Annotated in this window: 16 protein-coding genes and 1 tRNA gene; all 17 read right to left on the reverse strand. The window is 37.8% G+C overall.

Annotated features, from left to right (window positions below):
* Position 1 precedes the first annotated feature (1 nt).
* The gene (locus BUC12_RS04555; protein WP_062176346.1) at positions 2 to 2,602 is read right to left on the reverse strand and encodes a hypothetical protein; all 2,601 of its coding nucleotides are present in this window, start codon (positions 2,600 to 2,602) and stop codon (positions 2 to 4) included.
* A 14-nt stretch (positions 2,603 to 2,616) separates the two neighbouring features.
* The gene (locus BUC12_RS04560; RefSeq protein ID WP_062176343.1) at positions 2,617 to 4,578 is read right to left on the reverse strand and encodes a hypothetical protein; all 1,962 of its coding nucleotides are present in this window, start codon (positions 4,576 to 4,578) and stop codon (positions 2,617 to 2,619) included.
* A gap of 991 nt (positions 4,579 to 5,569) precedes the next feature.
* Positions 5,570 to 6,136, reverse strand: coding sequence for a phage integrase SAM-like domain and Arm DNA-binding domain-containing protein (locus tag BUC12_RS04565; protein WP_062176340.1), 567 nt, complete (start codon positions 6,134 to 6,136; stop codon positions 5,570 to 5,572).
* Positions 6,137 to 6,531: 395 nt separating this feature from the next.
* The gene (locus tag BUC12_RS04570) at positions 6,532 to 6,828 is read right to left on the reverse strand and encodes a hypothetical protein (protein ID WP_062176337.1); all 297 of its coding nucleotides are present in this window, start codon (positions 6,826 to 6,828) and stop codon (positions 6,532 to 6,534) included.
* Positions 6,821 to 7,021, reverse strand: coding sequence for a hypothetical protein (locus BUC12_RS04575; RefSeq protein WP_062176334.1), 201 nt, complete (start codon positions 7,019 to 7,021; stop codon positions 6,821 to 6,823). The genes BUC12_RS04570 and BUC12_RS04575 overlap by 8 nt, the downstream gene beginning before the upstream one ends.
* 264 nt (positions 7,022 to 7,285) lie before the next feature.
* Positions 7,286 to 7,912 (reverse strand): hypothetical protein, encoded by a 627-nt coding sequence (locus BUC12_RS04580; RefSeq protein WP_062176331.1) that lies wholly within the window; start codon positions 7,910 to 7,912, stop codon positions 7,286 to 7,288.
* Between the two features lie 89 nt (positions 7,913 to 8,001).
* The gene (locus BUC12_RS04585) at positions 8,002 to 8,631 is read right to left on the reverse strand and encodes a dual OB domain-containing protein (protein ID WP_062176329.1); all 630 of its coding nucleotides are present in this window, start codon (positions 8,629 to 8,631) and stop codon (positions 8,002 to 8,004) included.
* Between the two features lies 1 nt (position 8,632).
* Positions 8,633 to 9,109 carry a DUF488 domain-containing protein gene (locus BUC12_RS04590; RefSeq protein WP_062176326.1) on the reverse strand — a complete coding sequence of 159 codons (477 nt, stop codon included), beginning with the start codon at positions 9,107 to 9,109 and terminating at the stop codon, positions 8,633 to 8,635.
* Between the two features lies 1 nt (position 9,110).
* Complete coding sequence (locus tag BUC12_RS04595) at positions 9,111 to 9,662, reverse strand: DUF488 domain-containing protein (protein WP_062176322.1); 552 nt, start codon at positions 9,660 to 9,662, stop codon at positions 9,111 to 9,113.
* A gap of 400 nt (positions 9,663 to 10,062) precedes the next feature.
* Positions 10,063 to 10,518 carry a hypothetical protein gene (locus BUC12_RS04600; protein WP_139262001.1) on the reverse strand — a complete coding sequence of 152 codons (456 nt, stop codon included), beginning with the start codon at positions 10,516 to 10,518 and terminating at the stop codon, positions 10,063 to 10,065.
* A gap of 99 nt (positions 10,519 to 10,617) precedes the next feature.
* Complete coding sequence (mobV, locus tag BUC12_RS04605) at positions 10,618 to 11,829, reverse strand: MobV family relaxase (protein WP_062176317.1); 1,212 nt, start codon at positions 11,827 to 11,829, stop codon at positions 10,618 to 10,620.
* A 275-nt stretch (positions 11,830 to 12,104) separates the two neighbouring features.
* Positions 12,105 to 13,325: a site-specific integrase gene (locus BUC12_RS04610; RefSeq protein ID WP_062176314.1), complete on the reverse strand. Its 1,221-nt coding sequence runs from the start codon at positions 13,323 to 13,325 to the stop codon at positions 12,105 to 12,107.
* Between the two features lie 242 nt (positions 13,326 to 13,567).
* Positions 13,568 to 13,652: transfer RNA gene (locus BUC12_RS04615), tRNA-Ser, on the reverse strand.
* Between the two features lie 90 nt (positions 13,653 to 13,742).
* A complete protein-coding gene (locus BUC12_RS04620) occupies positions 13,743 to 16,631 on the reverse strand; it encodes a PD-(D/E)XK nuclease family protein (protein ID WP_062176311.1) in 2,889 nt (962 codons plus the stop codon).
* 309 nt (positions 16,632 to 16,940) lie between these two features.
* Positions 16,941 to 17,525 carry a hypothetical protein gene (locus BUC12_RS04625; protein WP_070808554.1) on the reverse strand — a complete coding sequence of 195 codons (585 nt, stop codon included), beginning with the start codon at positions 17,523 to 17,525 and terminating at the stop codon, positions 16,941 to 16,943.
* Between the two features lie 16 nt (positions 17,526 to 17,541).
* Positions 17,542 to 19,059, reverse strand: a complete 1,518-nt coding sequence (locus tag BUC12_RS04630) for a hypothetical protein (RefSeq protein WP_062176305.1) — start codon at positions 19,057 to 19,059, stop codon at positions 17,542 to 17,544.
* Positions 19,060 to 19,065: 6 nt separating this feature from the next.
* Positions 19,066 to 19,653, reverse strand: coding sequence for a hypothetical protein (locus BUC12_RS04635; RefSeq protein ID WP_070808553.1), 588 nt, complete (start codon positions 19,651 to 19,653; stop codon positions 19,066 to 19,068).
* Between the last annotated feature and the right edge of the window lie 527 nt (positions 19,654 to 20,180).

Raw genomic sequence — 20,180 nt, forward strand, 5'->3', positions numbered from 1 at the left:
TTTACAAACTTTCAATATTAATGTCAAATTCTTTACAATTACTGTTATTATAAAAATTAACCGAAACCTTACCTTCCTTATCTGTCCTTATATTAGGATTCCAATACAATGTCCGGCGAAAATCTTTTTCATCAGGTAGTTGAACCGAGGAATAATTAGGCGAGGAGAATTGTCTTACATTTCCATACCCCTGAAACGAAGTGGAACGTGTTCCTTTCGGTTCTTTTATTGGATTTCCTCCCTTTTTTGTATAAATATATACGACATAACATTCTCTGGGAGCACGCATCATCTCTGTATCCTCTGTAAACAGTCCGGTCAGGGGATCAACTCGTATACGTCCACATTCAGGGCTATAACGTAAAGCCATACTGCCATCTTCAACAAACATTATCTTATCAACCTGATCGATGCTTATATCTGACAGGCTCCTCTTGACATTCATATTGATGGACTTATCTTTATTGAAGTTATTAAAAGGTTCAGCCGATTCTATACCTAACGGGGATATCTTTGCCAACATGTTATCTACAACGAAAATAACTAACCGACCTTTGTAAGTAGTATAATAATCTACATATGTAAACCAAGTATTTTTCTTTTCCAAAAAATCCAGTATATTGTCCCATTCGGAGTCTCCGGCGTCTCGGATATTTTCAATCTCTTCATTTACATTATAGACTACATTTGCCCGGTTCAATCCTTCCTGTTCCTGTGACCATTTTTTCTTCTCCGTTACGGTTACTTCTGATAGTTGATGTGTTTTAACAGTCATATCTGTTACCATATCCACAGATATACTATCTACTGATTCTTCTATCTCTGTTATCTTTATATTATTACCTTCTGTATTTCCACTCTTTGTAGGGATAGCTGTTTGATAATATTCGTAGTATATCGGAGTTGGGCTGAACAGGCGGTCAAGCAGTATCCGGGTATGCTCCGGTTTTCCTTTCACACGGGTTGTTAATTTTAAATCTGCTTTCCCATAATAATCCTGAAGCGCGAAATTGAACTTGCCATTTTCATCCGTAGGACAATCTCCACCCTGAGTTTTACCATCAGGGTAATAGATTTTCAGGCTGACTTCAATATTCTCTTTCTTCTTTTTCTGTACAGCGGATAGTACCTGACCTCCTAATATTAATCCGTTTTCTATACCATGTTTTACATCAAATTTCTCTATCCCTACCATTTGTTTCCATCGGCTTGATCTCCAGCCCTGTGTCAGTAACAATAAGTCAAGCGATAGACTATGACGGGCATCGTCCTGCTCGAAGTAGTATGCCGGGTTATTGATATAGCCTTTCAATTCGGATGACAGTAATAAATCGGTTTGAAGGTTTCCGGTGTAACTTGTCGGAATAAGGCTTTGAGTATCTCTGATGGATAATGAAAAGTTACTTTCGACTGGCTGTCCTTGATTATCTTTTATGACAAAATCGACACGAACGGGAGAGAATGGTTGAAAGTCACTCTGTATTGTTCTTTCGATGGATAGTTCAGGAATCCCATGATTGACAAAAGCCAGACGCTCACCCCAAATACGTCCCTCACTATTGAATAATGTGATTTGGGCTACGCCCGTAGGTAGGCTTTTCTTGGGAATATTCAGTATGAGAGGGTCAGTCTCCTGTAGCTCCAATATATCAAAGACATAGGCTTTGCCTCGGCACACAAAACTAATACCTAAGAGTTCGGGGACGGTACCGGATGCTTTTTGGATTTGTACCGTCAGGTTTTCTGTGTCCAGGTTGTTTATTTGCAGGGCGTAGCCTTCAGTTTGCGTTTCGGGTAATTCGAACTTATACTCTTTGTCTTTTCCTGTTTCTTTTACTACTGCGGTGTATTTATTGCCGTCCGGATAGAGGATAAACGAACCCATGCCTTCATGAAGTGTCGTGAAGTTAGTTATTTCCTGTCCCTGGCTATTTTGTATTATGCCTGTGGTTTCAACCGGGTCTCCTTTATCGCCGGTTATTTTAAAAGCGACTTTATTGCTTAAGCCCTGAACAAGATTTCCTCCTTCGGGATAAAATGCCATATTCAGGGATTTATACTTTGGTGAAGCCTCCCGTAGATCCTCCACCTTTTTGGTACGGGGACGGAGTTTCATTATTTGCAGGGAATAGTCCCCTTCTTTTTGGGGCTTATCGAAAACAGGAAAAACGCGTGAAAATACGACGTCTTCTCCGAAGTTGAGCATGCTTTTAGTATAAGCTCTGACTTCGTAATATCCGGCATAGAGCGAGTCTTTCAGCATAAAGTCGGCATGTGCCTGACCGTTTTCCAGCTTTAGCTTCTTGCTTTCCATTATTTGCCCTTCGGGGGTTAGTATTTCGGCATACAACACTTTGCTCAGATCAGAGGGTTGCAAGTCGGAGGCGGTGACGACATAAGCTTTGAACCAGATGGTTTCACCTAAGAAGTACCCGGTATTATCAAAATGCAGATAGACTTTTTCTTGTGGATAGAGATAGCTGAATGTGTTGATATTCTTTACAAAAGAATACAACTTCTGCGTTGTACTGTCCTGTGGGGTTTGTCCGTAAAGTAAACTACTGAACAGGATACTTAGTATGAGTGTGATTGGTGTCTTCATGTCGGGTTAGGGGTTTACCACCAAATTTGGGTGTTGTTTTCATATGTAAAAATCCGTTCTTCTTTTCCTCGAGTATGATTTCGAAGTAGATACAATGCTCCGGATGGAACATTTTTATAAGTTAAGATATTATACTCCGGAGCGATTTGTGTCCCCATACTTTGCCAAATTTTTCGGTTCCAGTAAAGCAATTCATAGGTATCTCCCTTAAGTATAAAGTTTGTGTCACTTCTTGGACAAAATCTAATCCGGGTTATAATATGTTCGTTCCCTTTTCCTAGATCCAGTCCAACCCATCCCATCGGGCCTTTTGTTTTTTCGAACCAGGTTTCAAGATCTCCATCCATTGCATGTGTATAAGGGTGCATATTATCTTTATTTATAGGAGGAAAACCAATAATTTCCCCTGTTAGTTTTTCTTCTTCGGCCCACTTTTCCGTTTTTCCATAAAATTCAACTTCAGCTAAATTAGCAAGCCTATATGTCGAAGAATTCAGGCGTATATAACGGTATCTCACTGCTGAATCAACCAAACTATCTGCTACATGATATGGGACATCATAGACAGAAAAGAGAACTGTCGAATCTTTGAATTCTCTATGATTTGAGCCCTCGGCGTTCATACGCCGTAATCCCATTGCATGTTCTTCTATACGTTTAAACCGGGGAAATTTTCGTTCTAGATTTAATGTTATTAATTGCTCCTTATTGGGCTGACAATATTTTATTAGCCCATCGGATTGGAGCAAAAAAGGTTCGGTTGCCGGAATTATATGCCCTTCATCAAAGTAAGCACCAATATACAGAACATCTGGTGACATATTCTTAAAATGCATTTTCCCCGATTTGATTTCTCCCCAATATACCGGACGCCATTCCCTATTGTCAAAAACGCATACTATTCCATGTTTTTTAGTCTTATATTCATCAGATTCAATTTGGATAGGAACTGAAACATCATGGGCTGTTACATATTCATGTGTAACATCATATTCATCAAATACAAAAAATGAACCCGGAATATCATTTGGATCTACCCCTTTAAAGGTTTCAAAATTTAGACTAAATGTTCTCCTGAATATTTTTGCGGGTTTATAAGCTAACTCTAATCGTCCTCTCGACAAAGCATCAAATGGTAAATTCTTATGGTCATCCAGTATCAGCACATTCCAGGAATGTCCTTGGCTCCGATTCGCCCAAATAGCCCGATCAATAGTCACAGGAAGTCCACAAGCACGCATCACTAAAGCCCCAAAAGTAGTCATATGCCGACAGGCACCCCTATGCCCTATTTCTATTTTACTAATGGGAAGTTCTACAGGATAGTCCCACAACTTTAGACTAGGTTTAAAATGTCTGGCCCAACTTAGTTCGTAATGAAATCCAAATACAATACTTTCCGGTGACGTTGCTGTGTCAACTATAGATTTTAAATCTTTGTAATATCTCTCCTTGTACTCCTCTACGGGCTCAGTTCCTATCCTATAGGGTAGAATATATTCACAGAATGATTTAAATTCGTTGGGATTATATAATGGAGAGTTTTCCCATGCTTCAAAAGCCAAATCTATATTTTTTATCAGGAATTCTGATGAAATAGTTCGACAATCAAATTTCTTCTTAAGTTTCGGTATTTCTATCTTTCCATATTTCGAGACTAGCGAATCCCATGTCTGATTAATTATTAGAGGATCTCCTATATAAATACTGTCCTTTCTTAACGATTGATATATATAGAGTATCGTGTCATATTTAGCTAAAATATCTCCCTCATACTCATATTTGTATAACATGTTCTGAATAAGAAATTTGGCTGCCTCTAATTTTTGTTCATTCCCTTTTTCTTTATAGTGATTCAAGACAGCTTCAAGTTCAGCCCTGTTATCTCCTGCCGTTTCAAGAGTTTGCTTAATTGGATCTGTGCAAGAAACCATAAAAGCAAGGACAATAAAAAAAAGCCGTGTTACTCTTTTCATAGTTTGTGTTGTTATATTAATCCTGTCTTATCAGTCTAAGGAATATCCTAACATAGGCATGTTAGAATGTTAAGGTTAACGCGCGAAATATTAAAAGATATTAAAGCGATAACAAAGAACAACTTTGAGTTTTGTTCTTCAAATGGAAATTCATTCAAAACAATAGATTATTATTCACCGAGGATTAAATCTACTAAGTTGCATCAACAATAAATATTCAATAGTAAGTGAGCCCAGATATTTAAAATAGATATTTACTTCACAGATCGTTTTTGAAGTTACAATCACAATCAGTCAGGTCCCAGTCTACATATTTTTATAAATGTAGATATGAACTTGCGAAAGTTTTCGAACAAGTTCACACAAACCTCTAATTCTAAAAATTCACAAAGAATATATGTCTCAAAAGTTGGAACATTTTTTTCTATAGTTTTCTTTCGGCTCTGTATTTAAGAGCGTTTTCAGATATTCAATTCTCAGAGACTTAATTTTACTTTTGGTACATTTTAATCTAAAAGAATAATACCATTTATTTTTCAAGTATGATTCTCAAGAGGAAAGATTTTACCCTGCATATTAATTAATATAGATTTTTATTGTGTCCTATAAGTAGATCGGGTTCGCTTGATGTGTCTTTAGGTTCAGGTATAAGCCTGCAAAACCAAGCATACCCTCCGAAAACATGCGCCAGATAATATCGCTACCTAATTGGGCTAATGATGAATTAATAAATAAATTCTGTTTTTTTTAATACTTCCGCCAGTAAGCACGATGGCCCGAATTTTTCCTCATCGATAGTTGAAAAGTCAAACCTTTCTGTTATACTTGGCAAATAGCTAATTGTCCGGAATTTCTTAGATACAGGTTGCTCCAGCTCTGAAACCGTACCTAAAACAACCTGCCCGCAATCTGTGATATTACCGAAACCAAGCCAGTAATACGGATATAAATAAGGCTCAGCTTTCTTATATTTTTTCCCCTGATAATTATATTATACAGTAGCTGAATTGTGATTACAATTACGCTCTGTTTTCAAGAAGAACTCATAGTCATTAATAAACTGGTGATTGACATCATCCAGATACACATCATCCTTTTTATATTGTGACTTGATAAATTGTTCGGTGTGGCGGTACGATGTTTCATAGCGCATTACTGTTGCCGGAGACATATCTTTTCCGGCTAATTTACGACAACGTTCGTTATGCTCTTTAAATACGGCTAATAATGTACGTCTGTTATCATCTTCTACACCGCGATAACGATTTAAGATCATCAAAGGATTAACTTCTAATGCTTCAAATTCCATCTCCCGATAGATTTCCATAATACACAGGCGGACTGTATCAAGACGGCTGTTCAGTTCTGCCGTCTTACGGTCTTTGCCGATTAGCTTCTCAGCATCCTTATTCCACTTATTGATATCTACAGTTAGTGTAAGTGTTGTTTCCAAGCGTTTCCCGTTAACTGTTATACGCATAAACACAGGATACTCACCGTTTCTGGAAACCTTTGACGGTTTCACCGCAAATAAGATTTTGAATGTACTTCTTTTCATACTTTTTCTTTTGTTTTTTGATAATAAAAGTATGAAATCAGCGTGCTTACTGTCGGTTTTAAACTCAGGCAAATTATAGTAAATGAATATCTTGTATTCTAAATCGGGGATTATTTTTCAGGATTTACTTAGTCCCCGAATTCGCCATGGGAAGGTTCCCGAATATCCCCTTTTTTGCCACTTTTGATAAAACAAAAAATCCTGAAACTCATTGAATTTCAGGATTTTGCTTCATTTTTCATCTTATTCAGGCGGAGAGAGAGGCAACAATGCCTTTCTGTAACCGCCTTATAATCAAGGTCTAATTTTTCGCAAATCTTTAGTGTTAGCGATTTTGTATTTTTGGAATTGCTGTGCTTTTCGTTGAAATTCACACCTTATTTAATTCTTCTCTTTTACTCTTTCAATAGCGAGGTATGAGACATATCTCTGACGATAACGCCGTCTTCAAAAACCTCATATGCAAATACCCAATCTTTTTCAAAGACAGCACACCGATACCCAAGTACACACCATTTCTTAAAACGACATAGAGGATAATCCACATTGTTACAAAGATTGCGAACAAATTTACGCATTCGACCACTTCGTCTCAAAGCTGCTTCTTCTGACAATTTCAAATCGTCAACTAAGTACGTCTCAAGGTCGGTTATCCTATCTCTGACTGAATCAGATATTCTTACTTCACGCATTCACAAAACGCTTTTTGATTCTATCGTCCAATTCATCAAAGAATGCATCTACCGATACAGCATTACATTCTGCTGCGGCTTCGCGGAAACTCTTTTTCTTTTCCTCGATAACCGTAGCAAAAGGCAATGTCTTGATATACTCAAGCAGTTGCTTTGCCTGTGGGCTGTTTTCTTCAATAATAATCGTTGTCATATCGTACTATATTAATCTTTTACAAAGATAAGCTATTCTTGGGAATTTTATGTATATATTTTTCCTTTTTAATCTGATAAACACTCCTCTTATGGAAAGAATAAATGAGGCAAGGCTATTTTGGCAAATACTCTTTCGAGGAACGAAGAAAGGAAGATTTGCTAAAATACTCCGTTTAGCCTTGTCGTTTTATTCTTGGAATATAGCTTTGTGTTCAGATAATAGGAATTATCTCCTTTGTATTTGGCAAATTGTTTCAGTGATCTAACCACGCATTACTCCGAAATTCTTGTCATTTAGTGTTAAATCCCACATATTTGTCTGCTTGTGTGATTCATCTTCCCTGAAGATTTTTTCTTCCAATCTTTCATTATTAACTATTTTTTGAAAATAAGTACGACCAAGATAGTGATCAATAATCTTTTTTTCTACAATATGTTCATCATCCAAGTATTTATAGAAACGTGTTTTATATAACACTCCATTTGAATCGAATTCATTTTCTTCCAATGAACGATTAAATATGTCTTTTTCTATAATTTCGATTTTATTTGACAGCTCTTTTATTTCTCCTGCTATGTAATGGAGTTCAGCTCCCGATTGCGTCTGAGGGATTATTAAATCATTAATAGTTCTTTTCCCTTCATCTGAATATTCAACGATGATATTATAGTCAGACATACCTCCTTTATAATAATCTCTATTCCTATCTTTTTTCTCTAAAATTCCAGTCTTATATCCCATAGGAAATACGATTTTTATAATCTCTTTTTCTGCTCCTTCAAAAACAATTGTCAACTTGGGTGCTGTCAAGTCTTGAGTGACTAAATTATCTGAAATTCTTAAAAAACGATTTGAAATATATTCAATTGTTGAGTCTAAATTATTCATATAAATTTATTATTAAAAAGCCTGTTACCCTTTGGGGCTTTCATCCTTACCCGTATTTTGAATGGTTTCTTGCTCTCATTGTGTTGTAATTATGTCTGATACCAACCAGATAATTGCAAATAGCATCGTTCTTCAACGTCTGAATCGTCCGGACTCCACCAATGAGCAAGAGACATTCTTATCAATGTCCCTTGGGGTATGTTGTCAATAGGTTCTGATAGACCTACATATGAAATATTATAACCCCAACGACGACTACCATCGTTATAATTATATCTTATTTTGCCATTATAATCACTTCGATTAATATCTCTATCCGCAATCCAAAAGCATACGCTATTTTGGGGAATGTCATCTCTGTTAATGAAGCCAGCTCCATTTTGCGTATATTGTAATTTCGATTCAAATAAATTAGAAATAGAACCTTGATAGATATTAACATTTCTTCGATTCAGAAAGTCTATCATCGTTATATCTTCATCCAAAATTCCTTTCAACCTCTTGGATATTACGCAAACATCTTCCGAATGAGGTAAGGAGCGTGGATTATTTGGATTTCTGTAAGTAATTTCCCAGACTTGCCTTATTTCATAATTAGTACTATCATCGGGATGATACCCATTCTCATCTAATAGTCTAACAAAATTACCATTCGCAGTAACCCCTCCGACACATATGCCATGTTGCATTTTTGTTTTTGAGACAACTAGTACATCCATGCTACAAGTGTGTTATTTTATACCCCAATTTTTCCAATTCTCTAGCAACAATAGACCTATGACAAGCTTCTGCCTTTTCTTCTACACAGAATAAGACAACATTTTCGGCTCCAGCTCTCTCTAATTCGTCTATGAACAATTCAAAATCAAATTTTCTCAATATTTTATCTTTATATGCTATCGAAAAAACTTTTCCCAATTTATTCCTATCTCTTTTTTGTTCACCTTGTTGAACATCAGCTTCCTTTTGAAGCATTCTTATTTCCGAGGTGGGTGCTAATGCAAAAACATGCCCATATTGAATCCCAAGATTGTTCAATTTTTCCTGTAGCCTATTGCTATTCACAAAGGCATATTCAGCCCCCCTTACCCCTCTGCGTTGTCGAATATCACAAAAAGTATCTATATTGTTATCTGTCAACTTTTTGAAATAGTCATTTTCTGTTGAACCATAAACTCCTATTGTGAAAAATTTCATATCAATATGATTTTCTTGATGTAAATTCTACTTTATTTCCAAATAAATCAACAATACCATTGCCTTTGGTAAGTTCACACATTATTGTTTCTTGCGATTTTGTCCTATTTTCCGAAATAATATGATTCAAAGAAATATTGTTTATTCTAAGCTCCTCTCCTATCAATTTACTTCTATGGCATTCTTCGGGTTTAGATTCGCTACACATAATAGCCAATTTAATTGCTTTCTCATTGGCAGTTATCAACCTTTTTAACCCCTGTAAAAAGAAATCTTTTCCTTTTATTACATCGTATAAAATTTTGCCATTGCTATCATAGCAACTTCTATCCTCTGGGAGTCCGCCTAAAGAATCTCCAACAAATACATACGTTATTCCACACTTCTCAAGCTCCAGTTTTAATGAAGCTTGGTTAAATTGAGGATTCCATTTGGAAAATGGCTTAGAGCGAATATCTAACAAGTACTCAATGTTAAAAGAATAAAGTTCTCTTATGAAAACATCAATACTTTTGTTTCCATGTCCAGTCGAATATATTGTTGACTTTTCCATATCTTAAACATACAGATCCTCATTGTCTTATAAGGATACGATAACAATAGCAAAATTACCAAATATTCTTGATATGACCTAATTTTCACCTTTAAACATAACCCTTTGTTTTTGGTTAGGGAGTTATATTCCTCGTCCATTCTTTTGCTTAGGTGACGTAGGCTTTATGTGTGGTTTTACCGTTTGTTTCAGTTCTTGATATTTCTGTTTAAACCAATCAATAATATTTTTGCCATTGATAGATAATTGGAGTTTTGCGGTATTTTTATCTTGGAAAATTTGCAATTATTTTAATTTCTATATTGCTCCTGTATCATAAGTCCACGCTACACTGTCACAAATAAAATGTAAATCCGTCCGTTCCTCTCGTATTTGTTTCAATTCTCTCTCAGTGTATTTTTCAAAGATATAATATTGAAGTCATTCCTGTAAAAACTCTCTTATATCCAATTTTCATAGGATTTCCATTGTAAATAGAGATACAATCCGTTTTATCAAGCTTTTCTTTTAGAGTTTCAAATTTTTGTTTATCCCAATGTATAGCTAATAAGATTGAATCAGGAATATTATCAATATTAACATTCCATTCGTAATACAATGGTCTCGAACCAGAATAAACAATTGTATCATTTTTTTTAACTTGAAAGATATCAGTTACCTGAAAGAGAAATAGATGATTATTGTTTTCAAATTCAATTTGTATTTTTTTGTCTTTGGGAACAATTTGATGAAAATATGTAATTAACTCATTAAAGTCAGTTTGATGACTTTGAAAATGTCGTTGCTCGTTTCGACATGAAATATTCGATATCAGAATGATGCAAGCTAGAAGCATATATTGCAAAACATATTTCATATTATTTTCTTTCTGTTTTCTCAGCATTGAGTATATGTTAATATCAGCGAGTTTTTATAATTAGAGTAAATTTAGTCAATACTTAGGAAATACATTGATTTACATCTTAATTCCTTTACTTTTATTTTCAGCTGGTTTAATATGTGGTCTTACCACTTGTTTCAATTCCTGATATTTCTGTTTGAACCAGTCGATGATATTTTGTCCGTTGAGTGATAATTTCAGCTTAGCAGTATTTTTATCTTGGAAAATTTGTAGTTTAGCATCCTGTACACTGAATGACTGGTTGTGTTCGGGTGAATGGAGCTTGCCATTAACTATTGCCGCTTCGCCCTTAAAAAGCTGCTTAATGGTGTCTATCGTTAATCCGATGCCTCTGCACAGCTGCGCTATCCGCAAACGTTCGCTTAAATGTGGGAATACACTAAGCAACAGGTTGACATCGTCCTGAGCCTTGTAAGGCTCGTAATCCTGCTTTAGTTGCTCTATACGGGATTCAAGGTCGGATATTTCCGTTTCTTTCTGTTGGGTATATTCGTGCATATTCAGGAACTTCTCCCGTGCCTCGTCCTTTCGGTCGTATAAATCCCTTGTTTTATCATAAACTTCTTGCTGTTCTTCCCTCAGGACGACAATGTTTTCTTTCAGTTCCTCGTTCTGTGCGTGTAAATCCCGATAGTATTGAGGTGTAGAGATATGCCGGGCATCAGAGCCTTTGATTCCTCGCTCTAATCCATATTTCTGCATCTTCTCGGCATATGTATCCTGGAAACGTTCCAGATTATCACGTGTCATCACGTCATCAGCACAAAGTCGAATGGTATCTTTTGGCTTTTTATGGTATTTCTTCTTGCCGTTATCCTCTTCGAATTTTGTTTTTCTTCTTTCACCGGTAACAATTGGGACAATAGTAGCGTGGATATGTGGTGTCTTTTCGTCCAGATGCAAAACGGCAGACACAACATTCTCTTTTCCGAATGTATCCTGTAGCCACTTTATATTATCCTTGCACCATTCATCCAATTTTCCTGCTGTCTGTATGCGTTGCATATCTTCGTGTGTTCCCGAAAGCATCACTTGTAATGCCCGTACCTGATTGTTGCTTATTTTTCGTTTTATTCCTGCGGTTTCTATGCGATGTTGAATCGCCTGTGTTCGGTTTTCTACTCCGTCGGGGTAGTCAATCAGGTTTTCATTCAGGTGGGTGCGGGTCTGGTCTGCATTGGCAGGATTGACTGTTCGCTCAATATGTGCCGAAGTTCGTGCATCGTTTCCTTTCGGCTTTTGTATATGTAATACGGCAAATCCCATATTCTTTAACTTTAAAAATTGATATTGATTTTATAAAAGTCGCTTAGAGCGACTGCGGTCATCAGACCGCTAAGGGGTGTCCAGAGGGGCGAAGCCCATCGGCTTATTGGGGCATTTTTAGTGTAGATTTATCGAAGCGTAAAGAAAATGCCCTAATAAGCTACGGCTATTGTTAAATAGCCCATTTGGTAGCTGCGGTTGAATGTTATAGACAGTGTTGATACTTTTTTATCAACTATACCCGCTACATAAGTATAGCGGGTGCAGTGTACAGACTAGTCAAAGAATTTACTGTCGACTTGTGCCATATCCCGCTTGATACTCTTGTCTAAAACTCGGGCATAATGGCGGGTCATTTTTGTATCGGAATGTCCGAGCATCTTGGCTACATTTTCTATCGAAACACCGTTAGCGAGGGCTACCGAAGTCGCAAATGAGTGCCTCCCGGTATGCGTGCAGATTTCCTTATTAATTCCGCAGATTGTTGCCAATTCTTTCAGGTACATATTCATCTTCTGATTGCAGAGAGTTGGCAACAATACGCCTTTAGTTACGCACTCGGGGTTGTTTTTATATCGTTCCAATATTTGGCGAGCTGGATTAAGCAATGGAATATTACACATATTCTTTGTTTTCTGCCGAGCTTTACGAATCCATAGGTCTCCATTATTATCCCGCACAAGATGTTCTTGTTTCAATCCTTTCAAATCCGAAAAGGCAAGTCCTGTAAAAACCGCAAAGATGAAAACATCTCGTACCTGTGCTAATCGTTGAATAGGAATATCCTTATCTATAATTGCTTTGATTTCATGGTCTTCAAGAAATTCACGTTCAACAATATCCAGTTTGAACTTAATATTTACGAATGGGTCTTTGCTGATATAGTCATTTGCAAGGGCTATACGAATAATTTTCTTGAAATTTTTAAGGTATTTGGTAGCCGAATTATGATTGCACTTACGTTCGGTGCGTAACCAGAACTGATAATCTGTGATAAATTTATGGTCTACATCAGCAATAGGGATATCCTTTACTCTGTAAACAGACTCAATAAATGCTGCTGTGTGTTTATAGGAAGTTTCATAACGCACGACGGTTGCCGAAGCCATACCATTGCCCGCCAGCTTGTGGCATCGGTCGTTATGCTCCCGAAATACATCGAGTAACATTATTTCGGGCTTACTATCCCGACCGAGATATTTATCCACAATACTTTGTGCCGTAATAGTCTCACGGTCGAACTCCATTTCACGATAAATTTGCATTATTCGCAAACGGATGGTGTCGAGGCGTGCATTAACCTCGTCATCTTTTCGGGTGTTAGCGATTGACTTACCCGCAACAGCGTTCCAATTTTTGGGATTTACTTTGAGATTTACGGATGTAACGGAGCGTTGTCCATTAATGGTAACTCGCAATAAAATAGGCACTTGCCCATCTTTCGCTACTCTTGACTTCTGAATGTAAAAACAGATTTTGAAGGTTGTTCGTTTCATACTTTTTTCTTTTAAATTATTGATTCAAAAGTATGAACTTCGAACAAAAATACAGCTATGTAAAATGCTGCAAATCAACGAATAAAAATCAAATCGCTAACATTTTTTTCTTTCAAATTCTGTTAGCGATTTTGTAGGTTTTAACTACCCAAATTCGCTTTTTTTTGCTACCTCCCTAAAAACAAAAATCACCGTAATCGTTTGATTTACGGTGATTTACTTGATTTTGCTTATTGGCTTTGCGGAGAGAGAGGGATTCGAACCCCCGGAACCTCGCAGTTCAACGGTTTTCAAGACCGCCGCAATCGACCACTCTGCCATCTCTCCAGTGCTCATTAGCACAGAGCTTTCTTTCAAAAGCGTTGCAAAGATAAGGACTTTTTCTAAATCACAAAATATTTATGTCCGATTTTTTCTTTACTTCTTACATATGCCCGTAAAGGCACACCACTCACAAGCCTTACCTGTAGGAGTCTGGTAAAACTGTACCTGTTCGTCGAAAATTTCCTCCAGACACTTATCAAACTGATCTTTAAAATCTTGTCTGAACTCAAAGAAATCTGACACCTGCTTCTTCTCTGTTCTATCAAGTCTATATTCGACTAAAGGATTAAAATTTGAATCGAACAGGTTTCTCAAATAATATATACCCGATTCAAGTATCACATTCGGGAATTCGTTCAAATAAAGATGCGCATACATAAATACCTGCATCACAGCCTTCGGTCGGTCTTTCATCTCTTTATCAAATAAGTCTGCCATATTTTTGAACTGGAGGACTCCCCTACCCGTTTTATAATCGATGATCCGGGTATGCCCTCTCACCTCATCAATACGGTCTATAAAGCCTTTCAGCGAAACGTCTCTCCCCGAAGGTAGTTTATATAGTTCGGTGATACGTTTTTCGGAATCGACATATATAAAAGGAGCGAGTTTTGCATCGGTAGACAATACCTTTTTAACATAGCGTTTCAAGACTTCTCCTGTAAGATAATTCTGCCCTGTGAGTTTTCTTACACGTTCTATTTTAAAATAGTTATCGGCAAAAGATCTTTCAATAAGTCCGGTGAGATAAGCGTCATCTTTCCCTATTTTCTGCAAGATATCGGCAGTCAGCATCCGCCCTTTATAAGGCTCATAGACCCATTCCATTACCGAGTGGAATATACTCCCGAAAGTATTTGCTTCTATCGTTTCGGCAACCTCATCTTCATCTTCCATTTTTTCGACTACCGAAAAATAGAATTGCAACGGACAATCGAGGTATGTATTTATAGAACTAGCCGACAAACTCCTCTCCCCTGTTTGAAAAGCACGGAGTTTTGTTATCACCTGCGGAGTTTTCGTAACTGCGATAGAAACACTTTCACTCGAAGATACTTCATATACAGCCAACCGCTCACAGATATCGAACACATCCGAATACAGATGCTTCAACTGATAGAAATAACGGCTCACTTCTCCTCCCTGCAATCCCTCGGTACGAGTGTCATACAGCATATAAATATGTTTTGCCCGGTTGATTAAACGGTAAAAATGATAAGCAAATATACTATCCTGATGCTCATAAGCAGGAAGTCCGAATCCGCGCCTCAGATTATATGGGATAAAAGAATTAGCAGCCTTTTTCATAGGGAATATTCCCTCATTCATGGATAACATAATAAGATTCTCGAAATCGAGAGCCCTCGTTTCCAGAATACCCATTATCTGCAAACCCGACAGAGGTTCTCCGCTAAAAGGGACGCTTATACCTGCTATCAACTTCTTTAAAAGCTTTACATATGTCTCTACCTTCATTTCTGCCTCAACGTTTTTCAAGGCATCTTCCATCTTATTAATGGTTTTGTAATACTCTATGATAAACTCACACTCCATATCAATAGAGCGGGTACTTGTATCATCCTCATCACGGTCTTTTCGTGTCTGGGAAAGAGACGACTCCAACCGGGCTAAAATTTCCCTCAGGTATGGAGCAAACCCGGCCCAGTCTTCCACCGGACTGAATATAAGAGCTAAAAGCGGATGTACGGCAAATTCTTCGACCGATACCTGTATTTTATTATATTGAATTATTTGCTGACGTAAATTGCGGGCTGCATCACCTACGATAGACAAGACATAACGATGGTTGAGAATAGGCAATACAAAGCGAAAATAATAGAACTTACCTCCTCCCGACACTCTGATATTCCGTTGCAGTTCGAAGATATGATCCATTAATCCGGATATAGAAGAATTGATGAGCCCGTAACCCATAGTTACGTTAATCTTATCTATCTCTTTAGGAATCGAATACAAGGTTGGAAGCAACAGGTTCTCGTCCGACAACACAACCGCTGTATTTAATGCCTGATCTGCCGAACCGATCTGCTTTTCCTCCATCAGGGAGCGGATAATAGAATGTACAAACTTAGCTTGCCCTACAGATGAAGGAATACCGATAACTTCGAGGATAGGTTTTTCAAAAGAAACATCTTCGGCCTCCAGTGTTAGTTTCGAAGGGAATAGCATTCTGTTCTTGGCTATAAAAGCCGAAGCCTTATTATCCGGATCTTTGACCAATGAGGAAGAATAATCCCAGTAAAAATCAGCAACTCCTCTACGGTACAGATACCTCAATAACTGCTCCTCCGAAAGACTATGCGCATTCAGCCCGACAAAAACGATATGTTCCGATGGTAAATCGAAATCTGCATCAGCCTTAGCAAGGTCTGCAACTTCCCTGAATATCATTCCTTCGTAGGCCAGTCCCCGGATTCGCAATTCTTCGCGCAAGGCAGAGTAGAGTTCGAACAGCACCTGCCACATTTCGAGGAACTCTTTCTTCTTGTCATTATCACCGACAGGTATAAAGCTCGACCAAAAGCGGCGTATAGCAATAATCTGCTCCTCGGTCAGATAACTGAATCCGGCGTCGATCTCTTTCAGGTCCTGAATATTGGAAAACAGCTGCTTCGCCTCCACCATGTATTTGTCTACATCGTCAAAATCATTAAGCAGCATTTCGCCCCAGAATAAGAATTCATCGAAAGTCTCCTCTGTTCCACTTAATCGTTTATAAGCACTATAAAGGATAAAGAGCTGTTCAATACGATCGGCAGTAGCCAATCCGCTCAAACGGGTAAACAGCTCCGATATAGTAAGTATTTGTGGCGAAAACAGGGGGCGTTTAGCTATTTCCGAAAGGTATTTCTGAAAGAACAGCCCTGCACGACGGTTTGGGAAAACAAAAGCAAAATTACTTACTTCGTTTCCGTACTGCCTGAAAAAAGCTTGTGCGACATTATATAAAAAAGGAATCATTCTCGTAATAAAATATTAGTCGTATAAAGATACATTCTTTGAATGAAAAACCGACAGCGTTACATTAAGGAAACGAACTATACACATAAAGTGACACCTGTGTCACGTTTGTCACCTTTTCAGACAACTAATAATCAACCATTTGAATCCAATAAAGTGACATTTAGCACAAACGTGACAGATATTTTTATTTTTGGTTCCTGTCTTCATAGATGTTTTAGTAAAGATAAAAAAGAACAGAAATATATAGCAAAAAAAGCTGCTAAGGTCTTATCCTTAACAGCTAATCTCGATTTGAAAACGGTTTTATTATTTAACTACAAATACAATATTCATATACGAATCGTAATTCGCTTTACGCAAAACGGTATAGTTCATTACACCACCATTACTTATACTGTTTATCCGGATCAATGTAGGATCATGATAAGTAATATAATAATACAGGTCGGTAGCTGCTAAATATTTAGGAATCGACGCCGGAGCTCCCAAACTTGCAGAAGCAGGGCTGGCATACTGGCTTTGGTAAATATCAAACAAGTCAATCGTTGTTGCTACACCCTTAGTTACAGTCGGGATATTAATGGAGGGCATATAAAAGAAATAATGTCCAAAGCCTGTCAGGCATTTCCATTCAGGAACTGTCTCTGTACCTACATTCTGCGAAATACAATTCTGATCAGTATCATATACCAGTAAACTGTGTGCGGGAGCAGAAATAGCCTGTTTCTGGGTGGTCGTCAAACGGGGTATCATTACACCCCGGTCAGTAGATTTAATATCGAGGGTCGAACTGGCATCAGGCGCTTCATTATAGACACCTATCTGAGAAAAAACAGAAAGGCTCAAAAACAACATACAGAGTGTACTAAGAGTTTTATATATATTTTTCATACAATCATTCATAACATTACCGGTTAATTGTTTTTGTTACGGAATTCTGAAGATCCTGACGGATCATCCTGTTCGTCCTTATCTCACAATCCTTCACATCCATCTCTATTTCTGTTTTAGCAAGTTCAGTCCCATCTGCTTTGTAAGGTGTTATCACGATTGTATAAGCACCTATAGCATCATAGGTATGATATTGCGAGAAAGTAACAGTACCGGTAGTCACTCCTACCGACTGTGTTACGGTCGGGGAACCATCCCCAAAATCCCATACCAATCTATCGGGAATATCTACTGCTCCTATCAACGATAATGTCAGGGAAAGCTTCGAACTGTTCTCGGTACAAACAAAAGGACTAGCCTTAGCTACAATATTAAACCATGAGGCCGCAAACGAAGGCAGCCCGATCCGGCATTGTCCGGTGGTTCCTAAAAAAGTATTGGGCAACTGATAGATTTTCAAATTATCATACTCATCCGGATTATCAATAACATACAAGTACCGTTGTTGATAAGCACACATATAAATACGCCCGTCAGGTGCCAGCTGGGGTGTATTACGATCAACCCCAAAACTAAAATATTTAGGAGTAACTGTAGTCGGGTCACTGGTAGCTAATAAAGCATCAAAATCAAATACATACAGAACTTTCGTTCCTCCGATATACAAATACTTCATCGAAGGCGAGAACTCCAGCCCATATGTGTTAACAAGTCCTGCAACTCTCCTCAAGTTAGAAAATTGTCCGGTACTGTTATCAAAATCACCGTATATAAATGTAGCGTCATTACCACCCCATGCAAAATGTTTTCCATCTGCAGTGAACTTTATATAACCACATGCCGAAGAATGTGTTATCGTAACTCCACTAGGAGCCTGTGTTACTACGGGAGTTGTTGCCTCAACACCACTGCTTGTTACCAACCACGCATTCAGATAAGAAGGATTACCACGCCCCGGAGCTACAACCCAGTAATCCACACCATTGGCATGCCTGATAGAGGTAACGCTCTCTCCTATACCTCCGCTTCCACCGGAAAGGGCTATATTTTTTTGACCGGAAATAACATCTCCCAAACCACCATTCAACGTCATGTCTATAACCGAACAAGACAGTCCGTTAGTCCAGTTTATATTGATAGCGACTGCGATATATTTATCGGCACTACCGGGATAAGGCAATATAATCCCTGATTGTGCAGAAGAGTCATGTCCTGTCAATCCCGTACCATTAGCCATTGCCGCATTATTCTTATTCCATATCGTCTTTCCATCCGAATAAAATAATAGGTTACCATCCTTATCTGATAAAGAGAAGCATCCTTCTTGTGTAACGATAGATGTATACATATATGTGGGTAATCCATCTAATGTAGCATTTGTTGTGCCGAGCAAACCTGTAGCAGTCAGGCTCTGGGTTGTATTCCACGTCAGGCCTATATTCTGCCCGAACGCCCAATTGTTAGCTTCTTTCTGCGCTAACATATCCGGAATCAGTAATAACCCGAATACAAACAATATAATTATCTTTTTCATTTATCCTTATTTTACCACAAATACAACATTCATAAACGAGTTATAGTCAGCTTCCAGAATCACATCGTAATTAACAACTCCACTTACACTGATACTATTTACTTTTAATACCGTATTATCATAATAAGTAATGTAATAATACAAATCTGTTGCAGCCGGAAAATAGGGTATGCTTACAGGAGCACCGGCACTTGAGGCAGTAGGGCTTCCGAATTGTTTTTTGTATTCGTCGTACAAGTCCAGACTTTTAGATGTTGCCAGCGTCGAAGCATCAATAGCTATAGAAGGCATATAAAATGACCTGACATGTGTATCCAGATCCATAAGGCAGACCCAAAGGGGGGCACTCTCCGATCCCGTATTCTGGGATATACACTTACGGTCGGTATCATATACCAACAAACCTTTAGCGGGAGTTGCGATCGCCAGTTTCTGCGCAGTAGTCATTCTGGGCAATAGGACGCCTTGATTATTACCGGGGCTTGTTATATCTAAAGCCGCACTTGAATGAGGGGTAGTAGTGTTGATTCCTACCTGAGCTTGTAAAGTTCCTATAACCGAAAGGCATAGGAGAGTAAAGAAATACTTTTTCATCGTCATCATATATTGAGTTGTTGTTCTTAATTTCCGAGATTTTCAGCCCTTTTATGTAAGAAGCTGTTCTTGAGTAATATAAAATGGTAACAGGGAACCATCGCAGCCCCCTGTCCCAATAGATAGTTGGAACATGATCAATCTGCTATTCAAAGTAGTATTCGAACGACAACAAAACAACAACGACCCTACCCGAAGTAAATTGACAGACCAACTAGAGTTAGTAAATGATAATATGTTTACACATTCAAAAAAGCGGACCCTCAAAGAGTCATTAAGACACATTTTAAAAAAACCATAAAGACACATAAATATTAAGTTATAATACTTCAAAATAAAAACTACTTTGAAATATAAAAAATATATATTATTTACGCTTGGATATACGTGTGTGGCTCTCTCTCTCTCTCTCTCTCTCTCTCTCTCTCTAATATTTCAGAGCACAAAAACAAGTCTAAATTGTTAAAATTCAGATTATTTTTTAAGCTCGCATGTAATGAGACATAAGCCATTACTCTTCAAAAAAC

Source organism: Indolivaga macrotermitis, from assembly GCF_900128985.1.
Lineage (GTDB): Bacteria > Bacteroidota > Bacteroidia > Bacteroidales > Dysgonomonadaceae > Dysgonomonas_A > Dysgonomonas_A macrotermitis.